Here is a 21,177-nt window from a genome sequence, read left to right as displayed (position 1 = left end):
TAAGTGTCATAAGTCGTTAGATTAAGTTTAGTAGGGAATAAGATGAAGATAGCCGCAATAGGATTAGGCGATATCGCTGTAAAGGCATATTTGCCGGTACTTACCCAACTGGAGAATGTTGAGTGGGTTTTTTGCACACGTAACCCAGAGCGTTTGCAGCGGCTGACGAAAAAATATCATGTTACTGAGGCCTATACTGATTATGCGGATCTGGTTAAAGCCGATATCGATGCCGTTATGATCCACAGTGCAACGGTTTCACATCCTGTGTTGGCTGCCTTTTTCTTGAATCTCGGGCTACCGGTGTTTGTTGATAAGCCTCTGGCTGATAACTATGAGCAATGCGAACGTCTCTACGATTTGGCTGAACGTAAGCAGACCCCTTTGTTCATGGGGTTTAACCGCCGCTATATACCCCTGTATAAAACCCATCTTCCGGGTCTGGCTGGTGTAGACGCGTTGCCTGAAACCCAACCATCTTCAGAGCCATTGTTATCATTGCGCTGGGAGAAGCATCGCCATGACTTACCGGGTGAAACTCGAAGCTTCATCTTTGATGACTTCATCCATCCGCTAGATAGCATCAACCTCAACGCAAGCATTGCACCTGAAGAGCTCTACATTACGACTCAGTCAGCCCAAAACGTGGGCCGAAATCTACTGGGGCGACTGGATGTGCAATGGCAACAGGGAGAAACCTTGTTTCATGCCTCAATGAACCGCCAGCACGGGGCGACGATGGAGACAGTGACAGCAAACTACCGCAATGCCAGCTACCGATTTGACTCTTTCGCTGAAGGAAGCCGCTGGCTTAAAAACAAAGAAGAGAGAATCAAGTTGGCCGACTGGACACCAATGCTTGCCGCGAAGGGCTTCCATGCAATGGCAGAGCATTGGCTTGATGTGGTAAGGGCCGGAAAGCAATCTCTCTCGTTGACCCAGCGCAACTTGCATAGCCATTTGTTGGCGGAACATGTTGTCCGTGAGGTAAGTAACGGGTGAGTTACATGCGGTATCATGCTTTGTTGTTGGTGGCTTTTTGAACTGTGTCACAAAAAATATTTCGTGTTCAAAACATTTGAAGCGAAATGATTGATAGGTGCTATAACTCACTATAATAGCTGACTATTTTGCTTGGTTGTCTGTTTTTACAGCTAGATCTCTGAGTTGTAATTATAAAATATAAAGAAATATTTCACTGGTATGGTGGCGGGCGAGCTGTTAAAGTGCCGCCCCTCACACACACCGTGAGATTATTATGCTAAGCAATACCCTAAAAGGTAGCGATAAAAAAGTTTCAGTTCTAACGATTGGTTTCTTGGGGCTGTTCCTCCTGTTTTCCCTCTATGATTTGACCCTTATCGGTCAGATCATTGATACCGCTTTTTCCTATTCCACCGCCGCATTTGGCCAGTTTTGGCAGTGGCTGATGGTGACGAACCTCGTTATTGCACTGATGATTGCTGTTAGCCCATATGGCAAACAGCGATTGGGGGCGTCAAATAGTAAGCCTACAATAGGTACCTTCCGCTGGCTGGCGATGATCATGTGTACATTGCTTGCGGGAGGCGGTGTGTTCTGGTCGGCCGCTGAGCCTATCTACCACTTTATGACGATACCGCCGACGTTTGATGGGGTCGATGCACAATCTGCGTCTGCTGTTGTTCCGGCACTGAGTCAAAGTTTTATGCATTGGGGTTTCCTAGCGTGGGCTGCGCTAGGCACCTTGGCAACGATTGTTCTAATGTATGCCCATCATCAGGGCGGGGTAAAACTACGTCCGCGAGCTCTGCTGTATCCTGTTGTGGGCAACAAGTTGGAAAACCACTGGGTCGGTTCCGTTATCGATGCCTGCTCAATTATTGCGGTCGCGGCAGGGACTATCGGTCCGATTGGTTTCCTGGCTTCGCAGCTGGGTTATAGCCTAGAAGTGGTTGCAGGGATTGAAAACAACGCTTCAGCGCAGATGGTCATTTTGGCTGTGGTGGTGTCAATCTACTCGCTTTCAGCCTTTACCGGGATGGACAAGGGACTGCAGTGGTTAAGCCGTTTCAATATTATCGGCGCATTTGCATTGCTTCTAGTGATGTTGGTGTTCGGTCCGACTCAGTTCATCTTCGAGCATTTTGGTCTGGCGTTTGCGTCTTATATTCAGCACCTGCCGGAGATGAGTGTGAATGCCGGAAGTCCTGCGTGGAGTCAATGGTGGACCTGGTTCTTCTGGGGCTGGTTTATTGGTTTCGCTCCGATGATGGCGATTTTCATTGCGCGAATTTCTGAGGGTCGCAGCATACGCGAGCTGATCCTGACGATTGCGGTGGCAGCGCCAATCGTGACCAATTTCTGGTTTACCGTATTGGGGGGGACAGGGATCTTCTTCGAGCTTCAGGTGCCTGGCAGCATTTCGGGGCCGCTTGCCGACTCTGGCCTTCCTGCGGTATTACTGGCATCACTGGCGCAATTACCGTTTAACGAGCTGTTGATTCCGGCATTTTTGGTACTGACAACGACTTTTGTTGTGACTACCGGCGACTCAATGGCTTACTCCATTGCCCTTGTTGTATCGGGTGACAACCAGCCGTCTAAGGCACAGCGTTTGTTCTGGGCCTTGGCGATGGGCATTATCGCTGGGGTGCTGTTGCTGGCAGGCGACGGTGGCTTGAATGCGTTACAATCGTTCATCGTGATCACGGCGGTGCCGGTGTCTATGTTAGTCGCTGTGACCTTGATCACTGGCCCAATCGCGGTGTTGCGAATGCAGGACAAAAAAGCTACAGCCGAGTCCCAGCCGCATTGGGAAACGGCACCTGTTGCCAGTCAGCCGTAGTAAAACCAGTAAGTAGATAAAGCGCAAGCCAAATACATGGCCTGCGCTTTCATTTCACTCAACTACTGACTAGTCACTAGCCTCCCATTCTGGTATATCAAGCCGTTCTCCCTGTCATTTTTGAGCAGTACAGGCCCATCAAGGTCGACCAAGTCAGCTTGGCTGGCAACGGGAAGAGCGGCTTCCATGGCAAGTGAAGTACCAACCATACAGCCTACCATGATATCCAATCCCTGCTTCCTTGCTTGGTCAGCGAGCTTGATCGCTTCGGTCAACCCGCCGGTTTTATCCAGTTTGATGTTCACCATTTCGTAGCATCCGATCATCCCGGCAATGTCATCGCTGGTATGGCAACTTTCATCGGCGCAAAGGGGAATAGGATGCGGGATGCCTTTTAATAACCCGTCTTTGCCGGCGGGAACCGGTTGCTCAATCATGCGAATGTCATAGCTAGTCAATGCCTGGAAGAGCTCTGACAACGGTAGGTTTTCCCATGCTTCGTTGGCATCGAGAATAATCTCACACTCGGGGGCCTGCTCGCGAACGGCAGCAACACGCTCAATTACGTTTTCGGCATCAAGCTTTACTTTGAGTAGTTTTGCACCTTGGAGGCATAACTCGCGTGCTTGCCTAGCCATTTTTGCAGGTGTATCGATAGAAACGGTCAGAGCCGTGACTATTTGAGGCTTAATGTCAAAAAGTGGCGTAGGAAAACTCGTCTCGGCGTTGAATCGCCAGAGAGCACAATCGATAGCATTTCTTGCTGCACCTGCAGGCAATTGGGGAACGAGTTCTTGCTGCACAGCTCGGGCTGACAGGGTTGGGTGTTGTTCAAGCAGTCGATTGAAGTGCTCAATTTGTTCGATCACGCTATCTATACTCTCACCGTACCTGGCATACGGTGTACATTCGGCGCTTGCGCAATGATCGCCTACCTTAAACGTCGCAACGACAACATCTTGGTGGGTGCGGCTACCGCGGGCTATGACAAAGGGTCTTGCGAGCTCAAATCGTTCGTGACGGGCAGAAAATTTCACAACGGATCCTCTTATAGCTGGTGAAGTTGCTCGGCTATGGCTGAAACGCCAAAACGAACAGGATCGGTAACAGGCAACTGATATTGGCTTGCCAACTGCTTGCAGTAGGTCCGGGCCTCGTTTTCGTTTAATGCTGATGTATTGAGGCAGATCCCGACAAATGTTGCCCTTGGGTTGGTTAGACGAGCGGCAGTGAGGTTCGCTGCCATAACAGTGTCCAGCGCTGGCATAGGCATGTGGGGAAGGTGGCGGATATGCTTGCGCCCAACTTCGTGGCATAGCACCATTGCATCAGGCTGAGCACCATGCAGCAGTCCCATACTGACTCCGGCAAAAGCGGGATTGAGCAGTGAACCTTGGCCTTCAATGATATCCCAATCATGATCATTAAAATCAGGGCTAATGGCTTCAGTTGCACCAGAAATGAAATCTGCCACAACGGCATCGATGGCGATACCTTTGCCGGAAATAAAGATACCGGTCTGTCCCGTAGCGCAAAACTGAGCGTCTAGCCCTTGTTGGTTCATCTCTTTCTCTAGGGCGAGCGAGGTGTACATTTTACCAACCGAGCAGTCAGTACCGACGGTAAGAAGGCGTTTTCCCGCACGGGCTTTCCCGTTACCTACCTCAAGCTCACCATCAAAATGGCGAACGTCGAACAGCTCACAGCTATTGGTGCTGGCTCTTTGCGCCAGTAGCCTATTGTCTCCCAAGCGCTGGTGCATACCGGAGGCTAAATTAAAGCCAATATCCAATGCCTGTTCCAGAGTTGGTAGCCAAGTTTGAGGTATGAAGCCACCGGCATTGGCAGTTCCCAGCACCAGAGTCCTTGCGCCTTTCGCATAGGCATCGGCAAGAGAAAGATCGGCCAGCCCGAGGCTGACTGTTTCTGGTGTCAACCTTAGCTGGCCAGTACAGATTTCTGGGCGCCATTGCAGGATCCCTCTGGCTGTCTTGGCGGCAAGAGGGTCTGTAACATCACCGAGAAACAATAAGTAAGGCTGTGGAATTTGCATGATTCATCCTTGGTTCTTTTAGTGTAACGACACCATAATCGAGCCTTGAAAAAAGCACGAATACTTAAATGTTTCAGGGGTATAACATCAGGTTATAGTCGCTCAGTTGCTACATCGTCACTCTTTAGTATCAGCTAACGTTAAAGAAAAAGAACGGTGAAGCACATGACACTAGCTGGAAGGTTACTTAGCTTATTGCTTGGTATTGCGATATCAGGATGTACGACATACGGAAAAGTGGTCAATGACCCTAAGCTCACGCTAACGACAGAAGATACCTACTCGTTAACCACGGCGGCAAAACGGGTCAATGAAGGGGAGGTTACGGTAGCCATTGCAATGTCAGGAGGGGGAACACGGGCTGCAGCACTATCCTACGGTGTCATGAAGGCTCTAAAGGACACGTCTCTGCTGCAGGTGGATGCGTCAAAGCCGGTTATTGATGAACTGGATTTTATCAGCTCGGTATCGGGCGGTAGCTTTACTGCTGCCTATTATGGCCTGTATGGCGACAAACTGTTTTCGGATTTTGAGCAAGACTTCTTATATCACCGAGTGAGCGATGATCTGTTTACACGACTTATTAGTCCCAGAACTTGGTTCGCTACCGGAGGGAGAACCCAGCAAGCCATTGATTACTACCAAGCCAACCTATTCTATGGCGCAACTTTTGCCGATTTGAACCGGCCAAACCGACCCACGGTCGTGATAAATGCTTCAGATCTCGGGGGCGGTGTAAGGTTTTCATTTCTTCAAGAGTATTTTGATCTGCTTTGCTCAGATTTATCGACGTATCCGATTGCCAACGCGGTTACTGCTTCCTCTGCGGTACCCTTGGTTTTTAATCCTGTGGTACTGAGAAACCATGAAGGGTGTGAAGAAAGCCAGTTAATTGCCCTGTCTTTGGGTAACGAGCATAAAGCACATGCTCGGCGTACGCTTGCGGCGCTAAAGAGTTATCAAGATAAGTATGATAGGACCTTTATCCACCTTGTTGATGGCGGGATTTCAGATAATCTCGGTTTGTTGTCATTTTATGATGTCGTTGAGAGCTCTGGTGGCGGTGAGGCTTTTTTCGAGCAGGTAGGAGTGAGAGCCTTACCTCAATTCATCATGATAGTGGTCGATGCTTCGACATCACCAGATTATGAGATGGAGCGCTCAACCCAAGAGCCGACAATCAATGAGACGGTGTCAGCCATGACAGATATCCAACTGCATCGGTTTAACGATACTTCAAAGGCACTTTTTGCAAAAACCATGGAGCAGTGGGCATCCATTTTGTCTAGTGAGGATGTGCAGGTATCGACTTATTTTATTGATATCAATCTGCAAGATGTGACAGATATAAAGAAAAGACATTACCTCAATCAGATCCCGACAGATTTTAGCCTGGAACCTGAGCAGGTTGATGCGCTGATCGAAGAGGGCTACCAACAACTTGTCACTAACGATGAATTTCTGTCCTTCCTTGCTGATTTCAGAACGAGGTAAGAGCCGTAATAGCAAGGTTGGTATTGTTATAAACACCCCCTGCGGGGGAGAGTTCATACCATAAGGGGGATGAGTTTTTAAAATCTGTGTCTTGTGGGTGTGGCCAAGTCTATTATTTACGCTTTTGCTTAGTCTGTGCTTTCACGCGTTTTGAAACAAGGTAGTGCATTGCCATAAGAGAATCGTAGTTCATAAGTTACCTCTATAATTATTAATCTGTAATTAATTTACCATTGCGTAGTGTTATTACTGCCGCAAGAAGAATTTTAGTGTGATGTGTATCACTTTTCAAGTGGTTATTGGTATGCGTAATCACGGGTTGTGAAATTTAATTACAAAAAGTATTGTGTGTGAGATCGGCAGGAGAAATGGCCAATTAACCGGAATTACATTATTAGAATTGGGATAATTCACTATTGACGATGGGGGGCTCTGATAAGCATTGGCGTAGCAGGTCAATAAGCTGATTTGCCGTAGAGGATAATGGGGAATTGTCGGCAAAAAGTAGGCTGACTGAGACCGGTAGCGGCTCAGACAATGGACGCACTGTAAGTTTGTCTCGGTAGTTTTGTGCTGTCCATGGATCAACAATTGCAATGCCCATCCCCTGCATGACCAACTCTGCAGCCGTGGAGTATGAGCGCACGGAAAGTTGGAACTGATGATCGGGGCGGTGGTGCAGGATAGACTGCTTAACTGCCATCCCGAGAGGATCCCGAGCGTCAAGGCCTATTATTGGAGCTATCTCAAGCAGACTGGCAATGGAAATAGCGTATTCTGTACAGGGTAAATCTGTGGGTAATAATGCAACCATTTCAGTATGCTTCAGTACTTGACTGGTGAGCCTAGGGGGAGCGACTTGGCCAAAACTAATAGCAAAATCAAGTTGATTTTCAAGCAGGGCGTTACATAGTTCATCTTGATTACCGGTTGAGATCTCAGCTGAGATGGCTGAATGCTTGCATAGATTGGCGAGTACAGGTGGCAGTAAGCTTGTCGAAAGTACAGGTGGAGCACCGACACGTAAATGAGAGTGACCTTTTTGCAATTTGCACGTGAGTGATTGGAGGCTTCCGAGTTGACGGTAGACTTTTTCGGCTTCCGGCAATAAGGCCAGCGCTTGCTGTGAAGCAATTAAACGGCCTTTGTGGCGGTGAAACAGGGGAAAGCCGAGTTGAAGCTCGGTATGGGCAAGGATACGGGTTATATTCGGTTGCGAGACATGCAGTAATTTTGCTGCGCCTGAAACACTACCTGATTTCATTACAGCGTAAAAAACTTCAATTTGACGTAAATTCAATCGTTGTCCTTATCTCGTTTCGGCTCCAATCCTTTGAATATCAACATAACATATATCCTGTAGGTAGCAACAACCCAGCACCTCTTGCTGGGTTGCTTGCCTGGGTGCAGTTGTTCTGATTGATTATTTGTCAGCGACCGGTACCATAATGTGCACGTAAGGAGTGTCTTTCCACATTACGTAGGGGCCGCCAGAGGAAGGATCATCGGTAATGCCTTCGAGCATTGCTTTAGGGACAATGATCATAAGATGTGGCCCGGTTTCAACATAGTCATCAGCGTTCTTCGGATCAGCATGATAAGGGTCAGAGTTACTGACTCCGGCACCGCGGTCACCTTGAAGCATGTAGGAAATACCAATTTTTGTGGCTGTAAAGTCTTTCTTATTGACCATCGCTGTTAGCATTTCCATCCATACAGCATCGTTACACATTGGCATCCCGTCATTTGGAAAGGTATCGGGCATACATGTCCAACCATTAGAGCCTTCAACAACCACTTTGCCATCAACGACGATTGTTGCTTCATCACTGATAGACGCAGGGGCTGCAGATTTTGCTCTGCCTATTTTTTCTGTCATCAAGTCTTCCGCCATCTTGTCGTCTTCGGCAATGGCTGGAATGACAAACAAGCTTGTTGAAAGCACGGCAGAAACATAAAAAGCTGATTTTAAAAGATTAACCATGATTATTTCTCCACCTTGTCTGAAATCGTCATCATGGATCGAGCTGCCATATTGACATGACACCATAAAGTATAGGGGGTTATCGGTAATTAACAGGGGATTCGTGCTGGTAGCTTGCAAGGTGGGCGAAACAAAAAGCCGCCTCAAGGGCGGCTTTATAAATCTTTAAATTAACGGCTGTAAGTCAGCCAGTGACAACTCAGCGGTTGCCGTTATGCAGCGATTGCCGAGAACTCAGATTTACGTGCATTGAAACGTTCAACCAAATCATCAATGGCTGCCTGGTCGTAAGGCTTCAAGCCGCTCATCAGCATACGCTTGCGACCGGTGCCAACAACTTCACCATTTTCCTTAAAGTGGAAGTTCAAGGTAACGCTACCGCGTTTTCCTTCAACCTCGATTTCGGATTCTGCCAACTCAACAGTAGGAGAGGTCAAATCCAAACGGTCAAAATTGAGTTCCATGCTTTCGTAGATGACCAACGGACGAACGGTATTGATCATAATGTCTTTGGATTTCATCAAAGGCACCATGATGTGCGGGAAGTTCATACCCGAGAACTGAACGTAGCTCTTGGTAACTTGTTCGATAAGCGCTTTGTCTGTGGTGATTTCACCTTCACGTGTCACATGGAGGTACTCTTTGTCTGCATCATCAACAATAGCGAAGTCATTGAAGCAGCTATGTTTCGCTTTCAAGCCGATACCATCATTGATCATGCCGGCAAATTCGAAGCGCATCTTCTTACTGATGCCAGCACGAGAAAGCACAACTGAAAATAGAAGATCCCCAGGAACGCAGAAACGTTTGTTATCTTCATCATGAATGGGATTGAAATCGCCCGCGACTTTTTTTGCAAAGTGACTCGCTTGCTCACGGGTAAAGCTGAATACACCATTCTCTTCTAAGTAATATGAATCTAGAAACATGCCTAACGTACTGATAGTGGATTAATTAAACTGCCAACTATTCTACCTGATATCTTCCCGATAAATGGTCTAGCCAGTGATAGGTGCTAAACCGGGGAGGAAAATCAGCTAATAGTGACTCAAATTTCAATATAGTCTTTGGTCGATTATTATACCAAATCACTAAGTTTGATTGCATTTGTCACATTTATGGATGCTAGTATAGCGCGTAAATAATTTTTTAGTGCAACTCAGTACATAATTTTGTACTATTGCGAAAAACGACCTGAATGACAATAACATACAAATCATTATTAAAAATGATATAAGTCGTTTAATTACCTCCGGATAAGCAATGGTTCAGTTTAACCACTGGGCTGGCACGGAGGGTTCAGACAGGTTCTCAATAATTGACGAACAATGGCTAGGTTACTTTATCTGAGCAATTCCAAGATGCTATGTACAGGCATGGCACAATAAATCATCTTCTAGACGTGTAGAAGCTCAGGAAAAATAAAGTAGCACGGAAGCTGCAAAAAATAAGCACTCAGTAAACGGTGGCTTAAACACCGTTTGCTGAGTGCTCATAATAATGCCAAGCTATCTTGGTATGATGCAGCAAAATCTCGGGTTGGTAGTCTCTGCAACTGCAATAATGCAGTGCAGAGCTCTCATCTTTTCTTTATCTACTCACACTTAAATACGGTTTTCCAACGGGATAACACGTACTTTCTCCCCAACTTCTACTCCTGGCTGCTCTGGCAAAATTTCGATTAAACAGTTTGCTTCGCTCATTGAACGTAAGATACCTGAGCCTTGTTTACCGGCACTTCTTACTGTTAGGCGACCATTGGCATCGATGCCAAAAACACCGCGGCTATATTCGGTACGGCCAGGGCGAGAGCGCAGCTTTTCTTCTGCAACCGCGTTGTAGAAAGGGGCCTGCCAGTCTGTCATCCCCTGAAGCTTGCGGATAGCGGGCTCAACGAACTGCATGAAGGTAACCATAACAGCAACAGGGTTGCCCGGTAGGCCAAAGAAAGGTGTGGTATCAATATGACCAAAAGCGAGTGGGCGGCCTGGTCTCATGTTGATACGCCAGAAATTAATCTGTCCAAGTTTGTCGAGAACCGTCTTGATGTAATCAGCATCGCCGACAGAAACACCGCCGGAAGACAGGATCAAGTCGGCTTGCTCGGCAGCAGTGCGCAACGTCGTCTCGAGCGCTTGTTCACTGTCTTCGATGATTCCCAAGTCAACCACCTCACAACCGATTTTGCTTAGCATGGCATGCAGCGTATAGCGGTTTGAGTCGTAGATACAGTTTTGCTTTTGTGCCTCTCCCGGGTGCTGCACTTCATCACCCGTTGAGAAAATTGCCACTTTGACTGGCGGCCTGATAGCAACAGAGTCCAGCCCAAGGGACGCGATCATGCCGAGCTCAGGGGCTGTAATTTGTGTTCCCGCCTTAACAGCGGCCTGGCCGATGGCTAGGTCTTCACCTGCTTGGCGTACATTTTGCCCCGGCTTAATTGCTCCCATCTTTAGGTCGAAAGTGACGCTGTCACCATTCTGGGAGGCTTGTTCACGCATAATGACAGTATCGGCGTTTTGCGGCACGGGAGCACCAGTCATGATCCGAACCGCTTCACCACCGTTCAGCGGCTTATCATAACTATGCCCAGCCATGACCTGAGCGACGACATGGTAGCTGTCGCGGCCGAGATCGTCGCTGCGAACGGCATAGCCATCCATTGCCGAGTTGGTGTGCTGGGGGACGTTCACAGGCGATAAAATATCAGTTGCGACAATTTGTCCCAATGCAGATTTGAGTTCCACACTTGTCTGGGCCGTTGGTGCGACAATCTGGCGCAAGATCCTATCACGGCCTTCAGAGACTGATAGCATACCTGATGGGTCCAGATCGCTACAGGACAGTGAAGGAGCTGATTGTTGCTTGGCAAAATCGGCGACAAACTGCGTTAGCTTGTCGAGATCATTGATATCCAGTTGCGGCAATTTAGTCTGTGCCGCAACATTTGCTGCAACAGCGATAATGTTGCTGTCTTCAGGAAACAGCCACGGTTTACCAATTTCTTTTCGGTGCAGCTCGATCTTAGGAAAACTAAGTTGTTTGAAGCCTTCGACGAGGATAAGGTCAAGCGCATTGAGATCCAGCTCGGCAATCAACTGGGGTAGGGTTGCCTCTTCCTCGGGTGTCTCTGTGATCATCGCCCGGCGATAACGAGAAGAGATCAGCATCTGTCCGGCGCCAGCTTTGCGCAGCCGGTAGGAATCTTTGCCTTCTTTGTCGATATCGAAGTTATGGTGGGCATGCTTGATGACGGCAACGCGGATCCCTAGCTCGACTAACTTGGGCAGCATAGCTTCTAATAGGGTGGTTTTACCCGTTCCGCTCCATGCGGCAAAGCCGAGTATCGGCAGGGAGGTTTGAATTGGGTTCATAATGCTTGTCCGAATTGTTCTAGTTCTTCTGGCGTATTTAAATTGACGAATGCATTGGGTTGATCAGTGAAATCGACGGTGATCATATTGCATTGGCGATAAAGCAAGATGATTTTACGATCGCCGTTTTCCAAAAATTGTTCCAACTTGGGCAGAATACGGCGGTTAACCAAGGTCACGACCGGTTGGATGTGCTCGCCATCATGGGCGACGGCAATATCGGTGTCGCTATCGCAGGCGCTACACATTCTCGCAACGAGATCATGCGGCAGGGCTGGACAGTCGCATGGTACAAAGCCAATCCACTCGGCATCGAGGTGGTGGAGTGCTGCATGCATGCCACCCAGAGGCCCTGGGTAATTTTTGATGTGATCGCCAAAGACTTTGCCATATTGGCGGTAGGTGTCTTGGTTTCTGTTGGCGTTGATGGTGATAGCAGAGGTTTGTGCTCGCAGGGTATCGATGACATGCTCAATCATCGCGCGTCCCGCAAGCGTGACTAATCCTTTGTCGTTGCCACCCATTCGGCTGGCTTGGCCACCAGCTAAAATGACCCAGCTTGTGTTATCCGGCGTAGGCATATTTGTTATTGTCCTCGTTAACGAGCTGCAATTCGGCTCGTTCAATGAGTTGTGAGTCTGAAATTGTCCATTGGCGACGGCACAGCTCGGTCAGTGCATTCTTCTGGTGGCTGGTAATGACCAGGCTGGTGCCCCGTGATAATAAATCTTTGCACAGTACAACCAGACGGTCTGTCGACTCCTGGTCAAGGCTGGCACTGGATTCGTCCATCAAAAGCACGGCAGGCTTAGTAACCCATGCCCGGGCCATAGCGACACGCTGCCTTTCTCCACCGGAAAGCACAGAAATATGCTCATCGGCCAATGTTTCCAAGCCTACCATACGTAGGGCGTTGATTGCCTCGATACGGCGCTCTCGTCGCTCGCGAATGGTGAATTTAAGACCATAACAGACATTATCCAGCACGGTTCCATCAAACATGTATGGTGTTTGATGCATATATACAACACCATTATTGGATTGGGCACAGAACAAACGGCGTAATAGCGAGGGTTTGTTGATATTGATAGCGCCTGTAGTAGGGCGCTGTAATCCGCTAAGTACTTTTAACAGAGTCGTTTTACCAACGCCGTTGTCACCACTGAGATAGACGGCATCTCGTGGCCCGAGGACAAGGTTAGGAATGTGAAATAACAGCCGGTCTTTGAATCTAACCGATAGGTTTGTGGCCTCGATTGAGAGTTGTGTCATCAAATTCTCCGGCTTAGTTAGTGCGAAGGTGGGCTTTGCCACGCGCCACAGATAGGAAAAAGTTTAGTCCTAATGCCAAAATCAGCAGCACCATTCCTAAAGCAACACCTTGAGCGAAAGCACCTTTGGAGCTTTCTAGGGCAATGGCAGTGGGAATATTCCGTGTTGAGTTGAGGATATTACCACCAACCATCATAGAACAGCCAACTTCCGTAATGACCCGGCTAAATGCAGCGATGATAGCTGCCAGCAAAGGAAAACGGCTTTCCCACATTAGGCTCATGAAGGCTCTGGGCAAGCTGGCACCCAATGTCAGCGAAGTTTCCCAAGCGCGTTTGTCACTGTTTTGGAAGGCGGCGTGCATCATGGACACCAAAATGGGCAAGCAGATCAGCATCTGGCCCAGAATCATCGCCTGCTGAGTAAACAGCATTTTCCAGTCACCCAGCGGGCCTGCCCGCGAAAGCAGCATATAGAGCAAAAGGCCGATCACCACCGTAGGGATGGATTGGCAGGTATTGAATAAAGATAAAATCAACCAGCGACCCGGAAACCGACCATAGGCAAGGGCGAAACTGATCAGCAAAGCTGGCAATAGCACAATGCCAATTGCCAGCAGTGAAACCGAAAATGAAACACCCACGATCCCCCAGAGAGCGGCATCGCCGCTAAACAGCAGTTGGATCGCTTGGTGTGTGGTTTGCCAGATATCCATTTACTGAGTAATAGCATCCGCGACAAATAGCTGTTCGCCGTGTCGCTTGTAGTTGTTGATCATGTTTTGCGCCTTCGAGTTAACCAACCAGTCACTGAAAGACTTGGCACCTTGGTAGTTGATGTCAGGGTAACGGCTCGGGTTAACAAGGATCACCTGGTAAGGGTTGAACAGGCGAGAATCGCCCTGCAGAACAATTTTCAGATCAAGTTTATTCTGGTACGCAAGCCAAGTTCCGCGGTCGGTCATAGTGTATGCCTGCAACTCGGACGCCATATTGAGTGTCGGGCCCATGCCTTGGCCAACGGCTTTATAACCACCGAAGTTCGGTTCGATGTTGGTTTGTGCCCAAAGCGTCAGTTCTTTTTTGTGGGTACCCGAATCGTCACCGCGGGATACGAAGGTTTCGTTTTGGTCGGCAATGGTTTTCAGTGCGGTTGTTACATTTTTCATCTCACCGATGCGTGCTGGATCGGACTTCGGACCCACAATCACAAAATCGTTGTGCATTAATTTACGCGGCAGTACACCAAATCCTTTTTCCACAAACATGGCTTCTGCCTTTGGTGCGTGGGTCATTACTAGGTCGACATCGCCATTTTCGCCCATACGAAGGGATTTACCGGTACCGGCAGCAAGCACTTCTACCGTGTAACCGGTATCTTTTTTGAATTCAGGCAGCAGGTAGTCCAGTAGACCTGAGTGATAGGTACTGGTTGTGGTTGCCAATCGTATCGTCATATTTTCTGCCGCTTGAATTGCAGCTGAAGAAGCAAGGGCCAACACAACAAGAGTAGTTTTCAATAGTTTCATAGTTCTTCCTGACTGAACGTCATTTTGTCATTTATTTTACGCAAGTGAAGCGAAGCTCTCCAAGGGAGATATTCTTCATCGTGATGCGTGAGTCAATAAGCAAATCAAATGCCAACTTGAACAAGTTGCGTATAATAACGCTAGCATTGTCTATAAGATAATGATTTAAAACAAGATGTTCGTCACTACTCACATTATTTATAAAACATTTTGAAACATCTTTGACAGGCATATTGATAGTGAGACAAAATGTCCCACCACCATAACCATAAATTATTTAGGTTTTTATGACTGAAAATCCATCAGTGTCTTGGTCTGCGGTTTCTGTTTTGGTTGTTGACGATGAGCCGGGAATGCGCGCCATCCTGAAAAAAGCACTGAGTAAGCAGTTTGCTCAGGTTGATGTCGCAGGAAGCATCGAGGAAGCGGAAGAGCTTCGCAAGCGGTGCCATTTTGATCTGTTGATTGTTGATATCAACTTGCCGGGGCGATCTGGTATTGAATGGCATGAAGCCTTTGACCCTCAAACGCGCCGAAGTGATGTGATTTTCATGACAGGCTATGCCGACTTGGAAACGGCGATCAAAGCCCTGCGTGCTGGCGCGTCAGATTTTATTCTCAAACCGTTCAATCTTGATCAGATGATGCAATCGGTGCAGCGCTGTATTGAGCGACGCTTGGTGGAAAGGCAGAACTTTGCCTTGCAACGCGATGTAGAGCGAAGTTATCCCGTTGATATTATCGGTGATGCGCACAGTACGTTATCGATGAAGAAGCTTATTGGTCAGATAGCCCCTTCCCAAGCTGCCGTGTTGGTCGAAGGTGAATCGGGCACGGGTAAGGAACTGGTTGCCCGTGCACTTCATCAACTGAGCAAACGTAGCGGTCCTTTTGTTCCTCTGAACTGCGGCGCGATCGCGCCAGACCTGCTCGAAAGTGAATTGTTCGGTCATGTTTCGGGGGCTTTTACTGGTGCGAAGAAAGGCCGAGAGGGCCTGTTTCGGGTGGCCAACAACGGTACCTTGTTCTTAGATGAAATTGGTGAAATGCCGTTGTCTATGCAGTCTTCATTGCTGCGTGCCCTGGAACAGAAATCGATACGGCCGGTCGGTGCCGAGCGAGAAGTGCAGGTGGATGTCCGCATAGTGGCGGCGACAAACCGTAACTTGAAAGAGGAAGTGGCCGAAGGCCGGTTCCGTCGAGACTTATACTATCGCCTCAATGTGCTAACAATCGAGTTACCCGCTTTACGTGAGCGGTTGGATGATATTCCTGCGCTCGCCCATCACTTCACCCAGCAGTTGGCAAAAGACTTAGGCTCAAAACCGGTTAACTGGACCCACGAAGATATCAGCGCCATGCAGGCCTATGATTGGCCCGGGAATATTCGTGAGCTACGCAACATGATGGAGCGTTGCTTGCTGCTGGGTAAACCGCCGGCAGATTACTGGCGTGAATTGGCCGGCGAGGCACCAGCCAGAGCTGAGCTGATGAGTGACCCTGTCACTCAGGATCCAAGCCAGTCGGTCGACGCGGCCTTGTCCGCGGATGGCAACGAGAATCATCAGCCTTGTCGCTGCCAGGACGATGATATGACCTTCTGTTATCCAAGTGATTGGACTCTTAAAGAAGTCGAAAAAGCGCACATCATGCAGGTTGTAGATTCCCATGCGGGAAATAAATCAGCGGCGGCCAGGCAGCTAGGAGTTGCCCGCAAAACGCTGGAACGCAAATTCAAGGAATGGGCAGATGAAGCCCTGACGACCACCGAACAATAAGGCCGACTATGAAACAGTGCATTGCGATCTGGGTCCGTCGTTTTCGGACTATGGTTCGTTATCGGTTACTGTTGCTGACATCTGTACCGATTATTATTACCTTGCTGGCGTTGATCGCCCTGACAATGTACTGGACGGTGATATACACCTGGCAGAATGCATTGATGAATGTGCGCGCTGATCTGGCGGTTGCCCACCATAGCATGGAGTTGTTGCAAAAAGAGCAGCGGATGCGGCTGGGCTCCCTGACGGAATCCTACCCATTCCAAACATTGCTGAAAGAGGATCAAAGCCAGCTTATTGATTGGGTCAAGCAGCAGGCGGGTCAGTATGATCTGGATTTTGTTGTTATCCACCCGGCTTCCGCATTAGGAGAATTCCCCAAAGCGAATCGCCATTTATTACTCCAAGGCAAGGAGCAGACCTTCTTCGAGCGGCTAGCGTCGTATGAGTTGGATGATCTGCACCCGGATCTGCCCGCACGCGCGCAAATTCCGCTGCTCAGTGAGAATAACCTCGTATCTGATGGCCTGATAAGCCGCAGCTTAATTCCCATCTTTAACCAGCAGGGCGATCTGCAATGGATCATCGATGGTGGGATTTTGCTCAACAACAGCACCCAGCTTGTCGACCGTATCCGTGATCTGGTGTACGCATCGGATACCCTTCCAGAAGGCAGTATTGGCACGGTCACGTTGTTTATGAACGATATCCGGGTCAGTACCAATGTTCCGCTGGATAGCGCTCAGCTCAATGGCCGAGCGGTGGGCACTCGCGTGTCAGATGATGTCAAAAAATCGGTGCTGGAACAGGGCGAGATGTGGGTGGACCGTGCTTTTGTTTACGATGATTGGTATGTCTCTGCCTATGAGCCATTGAAAGACTACAATGGCGATATTATCGGCATGCTTTATACCGGTTACCTTGAGTGGCCGATGATCAAGATATACCTGACCAATATTGTCGAGCTTGGGGTGGGGATTGTTTTCGTTTTGCTGATCTCTGGCGTGATTGTCTATCGCGGCGCGAGAGATCTGTTCAGGCCAATCGAGAAAATGCACCAAGTGGTTTCGGCAATCCAGTTGGGTCTGGATCGCCGCATCGGCAGCTTGGATCTGACCCGCGGTCATGAACTCCAAATTCTCGGCAAGCAGTTTGATACCATGCTCGATCAGCTTCATCAGCGCAATGAAGCAATCAAGCAAGCGTCGCTGCAGCTCGAGGATAAAGTACAGCGGCGTACCCAAAGCCTGAGAGAGAAGACCGAAGAGCTGGAGCAGCATATCAAACTGTTGAATCAAGCCAGAAGTAAACTGGTCAGTAATGAAAAATTAGCGGCTCTAGGTGAACTAACGGCAGGGATTGCCCATGAAATCAACAATCCTACGGCTGTTATTTTAGGTAATGTTGAGCTGATGCAGCTAGAGCTCGGTACCGATAGTGAACGTGTTCGAGAAGAGCTCGAAGCGATTCACCAGCAGATCGATCGTATTCGCAATATTACCCGAAGCTTGCTGCAGTATAGCCGCCAGGGCGGGGTACAAGATGAAGTGACTTGGCAGCATTTGAACCCGATAGTCGAAGAGAGTCTGACTCTAGTCAGGAGTGGTACCAAAAAGTTCGATGTCGAGATCCAAACAGAACTGAACGCTCGTTGCTGTGTGGAAGTCAACCGCCATCAAATGCTGCAGGTACTGGTGAATTTGCAGATGAATGGTATCCATGCCATGGATGATCAAGGTACGTTGCAGGTGATAACTGAAGATTGGTTGGATGATGCTGGTAGTCCGGTTGGGGCGATTGTGAAAATCGTCGATCATGGTTGCGGGATCAGCGAAGAAAGTATCGAGAGGATTTTTAACCCTTTCTATACCACACGGAGAAGCGGTACTGGGTTAGGGTTATCGGTGAGCCAAGGTATTGTGAGTGGTATCGGTGGCGAAATAGTGGTGGAGTCCGAGTTGGGCAAAGGGTCGGTATTTACCGTCTATTTACCGGAAAAAGCGAATAATAGTACTAAGATGTCTGTTGATTTAGAGACGATATAGCAGGATAGGAAGTAAAAAGGGCATGTTGTTGACATGCCCTTTTTACTTTAATGAACGCTTTAATAATAAAAGTTTCATCGCTCTTTACCGTAGGAGGTTACATAAGTACGAGGCCAACGACCATAAATGCCAAGCTGGTGAAAATGGTACGTGTGATAATGCCGGTGTGAGTTGGATTGATCATTTCTTGATGCTGCATATATTACCCTTTTATGACAACTTGAAGATATTTGTGATTTTATTTTCACTTTTCCATCATAGATCAACTTTCTCGTGAATAAAGCAATAATTGAAAAAATTGTGCACATTGTCATTTTGGGCTAGTTGGTGCCCATACCAATAAGAGCAACTTTATTCTAGATTGGTGAGTTTAGGGATCAGCAGTTTTTGTCCTGCAAAAATTGTCGCATCGCTTAGATGATTGACTTGCTTGATTAAATCGACAGAAATGTTGTTGGTCTGGGCCAGCTGATTGAGAGAATCGCCTACCTTGATGTCTATGACATCATAATGTTGCTTGGCATAGTTAGATGCGTGCTTGTGTTCAAAAAAAAGGGTCTTGTTTTTAAGCGGCATCAAGATCTTATTGTCTTGATCCCGGCGGGTATAGCCAGCGGTGTAACCGGGGTTATAGTGATACAGCTCCTTGCTGGATAAACCTGAGAAGGTGGCGACGGTGCCCAGCTTGACCTTTCTGCTGATGGTTATCTCTTCGAGCACAGGTTTGGCTTGGATTGGGTGGAGAGGGATGTCATACCGGTAATTGCGGTGTTTTACCAAATCAGCCATCGCCAGTAGTTTCGGTACGTAATGGCGGGTCTCTTTGGGTAGCTGCAGTGACCAGAAGTCGGTGGATTTACCCTCTTGCTTGTTCTTTTTGATTGCAGCCCTGACCCTGGCGCCCCCGGTATTGTATGCCGCAATGGCATGCAGCCAGTCTTGGTTGAATTTGTCATATAGGTATTCGAGTAAATCCAATGCTGCCTCTGTGGAAGAAACGATATCGCGCCGGCCGTCGTATCCCTTGATGATTTCTAACCCGAATGCCTTTCCGGTTGGTTCGGTGATCTGCCAGAGGCCCGCTGCGCCTTTGTGCGAGTACGCGAATTGATCAAAGCTGCTTTCAACAAAGGGTAAGAGTACCAGTTCTATTGGGAGTTCGCGGGCGTTCACTTGCTGGTAAATATAATAAAGAAAAGGCTCAGCCCGGGCAGTGACTTTTTCTATGTGGTAGGGGTTGTTGACATACCAACGTTTGTAATAGCGGATAGTGCGGTTGTTTGGTACCTCTATGGTTAGCCCACTGGCCAGTAAGTCCCATAGATCGGGTGTTTGTTCCGTTTGGGCTTCCTGATTTTCGCGGTTTAAGGAAAGCTCCGGGTGGGGATGGCCAGAATTTGTGGTATCTGAGCCGGTAGCAATGAAGCTGCCTTCAAACAGGCGTTTGTCGATTTCACATTGGGCAATGGCATCTTCAGACAGAAACTGTATTGAAGCTACTGATGTGGTCAAGGGGGCCAAGTCACTTTGATTAACGGTGCGAATGGATTGGCACCCAGCAGCGCAACTCATTAACAAAAATAAAAAAATACTTCTCATAAACATAATAAATTGTCGCCAGTCAAAAATTTATTTTGATTTATGTCATTATTTTGACGGTTGTATTTATGTTAGCAGCATTCATAAAGATTGAAAGCCAATGACTACGTTAAAATGCATGTCTGTCCGAGAATATGTGTTCTTACTCAAAATGAGACAAATTTCACAATATTGCGGAGTAACAGCTAGGCTTTACGATACTGATAGCGAGTTGGATAGACGTATTTATGCAAAGCACCTATTTCCCGGCCGGTACGGTATTGAGAGTCCGATGCAGTACCTATTGGCATTACGGTATCGCTGATGGGTATGGTTATGTGATTCATAATTCGAAAAAAAGGCGTCGGGTTGAGCGTGAAACCGAAACTGAATTTTCCGAAGGACGGGTGATTGAAATCAGTGATATCATTGGGCCGAACCCACATGCAGCAGTGCGCTATGCGAAAACTCAGCTTGGCAGGACATATAACTTATTTAGCCAAAACTGCGAGCAATTTGTACGAGAAGCCCACGGGCTGCAGATCGAGTGTACCCAGTTTCAGAGATTGGTTGTGGCAGCTGCCGGGGGATATATGACGCTCAGTGCGCCATCGATGCTGGGGAAAATGGCCGGGATGGGGGTGTTATTAGGCGCTGTGTTAACGTCGTCGGAAAAGCAGCCTTATCAGAACGCTGTGAATGGGGCCAAGCTGGCGGTAGGGGCGAGTTTGATCCTACCGTCATTGCTCCGCCGTATACTGTAGCGTTGTTTGTATGACAGGTGTTGCTTATTCCTACGGGGTATCTGCAACAAATTTCAAATAGTTAGATCTCGCCCACAGAAATTTTTGTTTATTGGACGTATGTTAACAAAAGGTGACTGAGTAAATACACTAATGCGCGAGAACTTCTGTGACGATTTTAATTGAACGCCATCATGACAGAGCTCATGATGACATTACTATGCTTAGCGAAAAGATTGCAGGTCAGCTTGAACAGGAGTATGGCCTAACTTGGTCCTGGCAAGACGATAAAATGCATATCAAACATTCTGCAGCAAAAGGTTTCTTACATGCTGAAGAAGGGAAAATAACAATCCAGCTCCAGCTGATGGGCTTTGCTGCCGCATTCTTTGCAACTACCATCGAAAGCCACATTACCGAACAACTGGATAAACATTTGCTTGCCAGTTGATTCACCGTATATAGCAATTTCTTCTATAAAGAGCTCATTTGAGCTCT

18 protein-coding genes are annotated in these 21,177 nt (G+C 48.0%); 7 read left to right on the top strand and 11 right to left on the bottom strand.

The window, feature by feature from the left end; translation table 11 throughout:
• The first annotated feature begins 42 nt into the window (after positions 1-42).
• The gene (locus PTW35_RS09445) at positions 43-1,002 is read left to right on the top strand and encodes a Gfo/Idh/MocA family oxidoreductase (protein WP_281024767.1); all 960 of its coding nucleotides are present in this window, start codon (positions 43-45) and stop codon (positions 1,000-1,002) included.
• A 256-nt stretch (positions 1,003-1,258) separates the two neighbouring features.
• Entirely contained in the window at positions 1,259-2,827 is a 1,569-nt protein-coding gene (locus tag PTW35_RS09440; protein ID WP_281024766.1) for a BCCT family transporter, read from the top strand.
• 62 nt (positions 2,828-2,889) lie between these two features.
• On the opposite strand, the gene dgcA is transcribed toward PTW35_RS09440, so the two are convergent.
• On the bottom strand, positions 2,890-3,864 hold the full coding sequence (gene dgcA / locus PTW35_RS09435; RefSeq protein ID WP_281024765.1) for an N-acetyl-D-Glu racemase DgcA: 975 nt from the start codon (positions 3,862-3,864) through the stop codon (positions 2,890-2,892).
• A gap of 11 nt (positions 3,865-3,875) precedes the next feature.
• A complete protein-coding gene (gene dgcN / locus PTW35_RS09430) occupies positions 3,876-4,880 on the bottom strand; it encodes an N-acetyltransferase DgcN (RefSeq protein WP_281024764.1) in 1,005 nt (334 codons plus the stop codon).
• A 165-nt stretch (positions 4,881-5,045) separates the two neighbouring features.
• Between dgcN and PTW35_RS09425 the strand changes: the two genes are divergently transcribed.
• Positions 5,046-6,374 carry a patatin-like phospholipase family protein gene (locus PTW35_RS09425; protein ID WP_281024763.1) on the top strand — a complete coding sequence of 443 codons (1,329 nt, stop codon included), beginning with the start codon at positions 5,046-5,048 and terminating at the stop codon, positions 6,372-6,374.
• Between the two features lie 394 nt (positions 6,375-6,768).
• On the opposite strand, the gene PTW35_RS09420 is transcribed toward PTW35_RS09425, so the two are convergent.
• The 8 genes from PTW35_RS09420 to PTW35_RS09385 all read right to left on the bottom strand — a co-directional run bounded on the left by PTW35_RS09420 (position 6,769) and on the right by PTW35_RS09385 (position 14,532).
• On the bottom strand, positions 6,769-7,674 hold the full coding sequence (locus PTW35_RS09420) for a LysR family transcriptional regulator (protein WP_281024762.1): 906 nt from the start codon (positions 7,672-7,674) through the stop codon (positions 6,769-6,771).
• 123 nt (positions 7,675-7,797) lie between these two features.
• Complete coding sequence (locus PTW35_RS09415) at positions 7,798-8,358, bottom strand: hypothetical protein (RefSeq protein ID WP_039461302.1); 561 nt, start codon at positions 8,356-8,358, stop codon at positions 7,798-7,800.
• A 212-nt stretch (positions 8,359-8,570) separates the two neighbouring features.
• Positions 8,571-9,287 (bottom strand): DUF3581 domain-containing protein, encoded by a 717-nt coding sequence (locus tag PTW35_RS09410; RefSeq protein ID WP_039461300.1) that lies wholly within the window; start codon positions 9,285-9,287, stop codon positions 8,571-8,573.
• Positions 9,288-9,962: 675 nt separating this feature from the next.
• The gene (locus PTW35_RS09405) at positions 9,963-11,732 is read right to left on the bottom strand and encodes a bifunctional molybdopterin-guanine dinucleotide biosynthesis adaptor protein MobB/molybdopterin molybdotransferase MoeA (RefSeq protein WP_281024761.1); all 1,770 of its coding nucleotides are present in this window, start codon (positions 11,730-11,732) and stop codon (positions 9,963-9,965) included.
• A complete protein-coding gene (gene mobA, locus PTW35_RS09400) occupies positions 11,729-12,313 on the bottom strand; it encodes a molybdenum cofactor guanylyltransferase MobA (protein ID WP_281024760.1) in 585 nt (194 codons plus the stop codon). The genes PTW35_RS09405 and mobA overlap by 4 nt, the downstream gene beginning before the upstream one ends.
• Positions 12,297-13,004 carry an energy-coupling factor ABC transporter ATP-binding protein gene (locus PTW35_RS09395; protein WP_281024759.1) on the bottom strand — a complete coding sequence of 236 codons (708 nt, stop codon included), beginning with the start codon at positions 13,002-13,004 and terminating at the stop codon, positions 12,297-12,299. Before PTW35_RS09395 ends, mobA begins: the two co-directional genes overlap by 17 nt.
• 13 nt (positions 13,005-13,017) lie before the next feature.
• Entirely contained in the window at positions 13,018-13,719 is a 702-nt protein-coding gene (locus tag PTW35_RS09390; protein WP_281024758.1) for an ABC transporter permease, read from the bottom strand.
• Positions 13,720-14,532, bottom strand: a complete 813-nt coding sequence (locus tag PTW35_RS09385; protein ID WP_281024757.1) for a substrate-binding domain-containing protein — start codon at positions 14,530-14,532, stop codon at positions 13,720-13,722.
• Positions 14,533-14,819: 287 nt separating this feature from the next.
• Between PTW35_RS09385 and PTW35_RS09380 the strand changes: the two genes are divergently transcribed.
• Positions 14,820-16,310: a sigma-54 dependent transcriptional regulator gene (locus PTW35_RS09380; protein ID WP_281024756.1), complete on the top strand. Its 1,491-nt coding sequence runs from the start codon at positions 14,820-14,822 to the stop codon at positions 16,308-16,310.
• An 8-nt stretch (positions 16,311-16,318) separates the two neighbouring features.
• Positions 16,319-18,358 carry a HAMP domain-containing sensor histidine kinase gene (locus tag PTW35_RS09375; protein WP_281024755.1) on the top strand — a complete coding sequence of 680 codons (2,040 nt, stop codon included), beginning with the start codon at positions 16,319-16,321 and terminating at the stop codon, positions 18,356-18,358.
• A 351-nt stretch (positions 18,359-18,709) separates the two neighbouring features.
• On the opposite strand, the gene PTW35_RS09370 is transcribed toward PTW35_RS09375, so the two are convergent.
• Positions 18,710-19,870 (bottom strand): transglycosylase SLT domain-containing protein, encoded by a 1,161-nt coding sequence (locus tag PTW35_RS09370; protein ID WP_281024754.1) that lies wholly within the window; start codon positions 19,868-19,870, stop codon positions 18,710-18,712.
• 314 nt (positions 19,871-20,184) lie between these two features.
• On the opposite strand from PTW35_RS09370, the gene PTW35_RS09365 reads away from it, so the two are divergent.
• Positions 20,185-20,700 (top strand): lecithin retinol acyltransferase family protein, encoded by a 516-nt coding sequence (locus tag PTW35_RS09365; RefSeq protein WP_281024753.1) that lies wholly within the window; start codon positions 20,185-20,187, stop codon positions 20,698-20,700.
• Between the two features lie 148 nt (positions 20,701-20,848).
• Positions 20,849-21,130: a polyhydroxyalkanoic acid system family protein gene (locus PTW35_RS09360; protein ID WP_281024752.1), complete on the top strand. Its 282-nt coding sequence runs from the start codon at positions 20,849-20,851 to the stop codon at positions 21,128-21,130.
• The last annotated feature ends 47 nt before the right edge of the window (positions 21,131-21,177 follow it).

It is taken from the genome of Photobacterium sp. DA100, assembly GCF_029223585.1.
GTDB lineage: Bacteria > Pseudomonadota > Gammaproteobacteria > Enterobacterales > Vibrionaceae > Photobacterium.
Note: the sequence above shows the minus strand (reverse complement) of the source record. Positions and strands in the feature narration are given on the sequence as shown.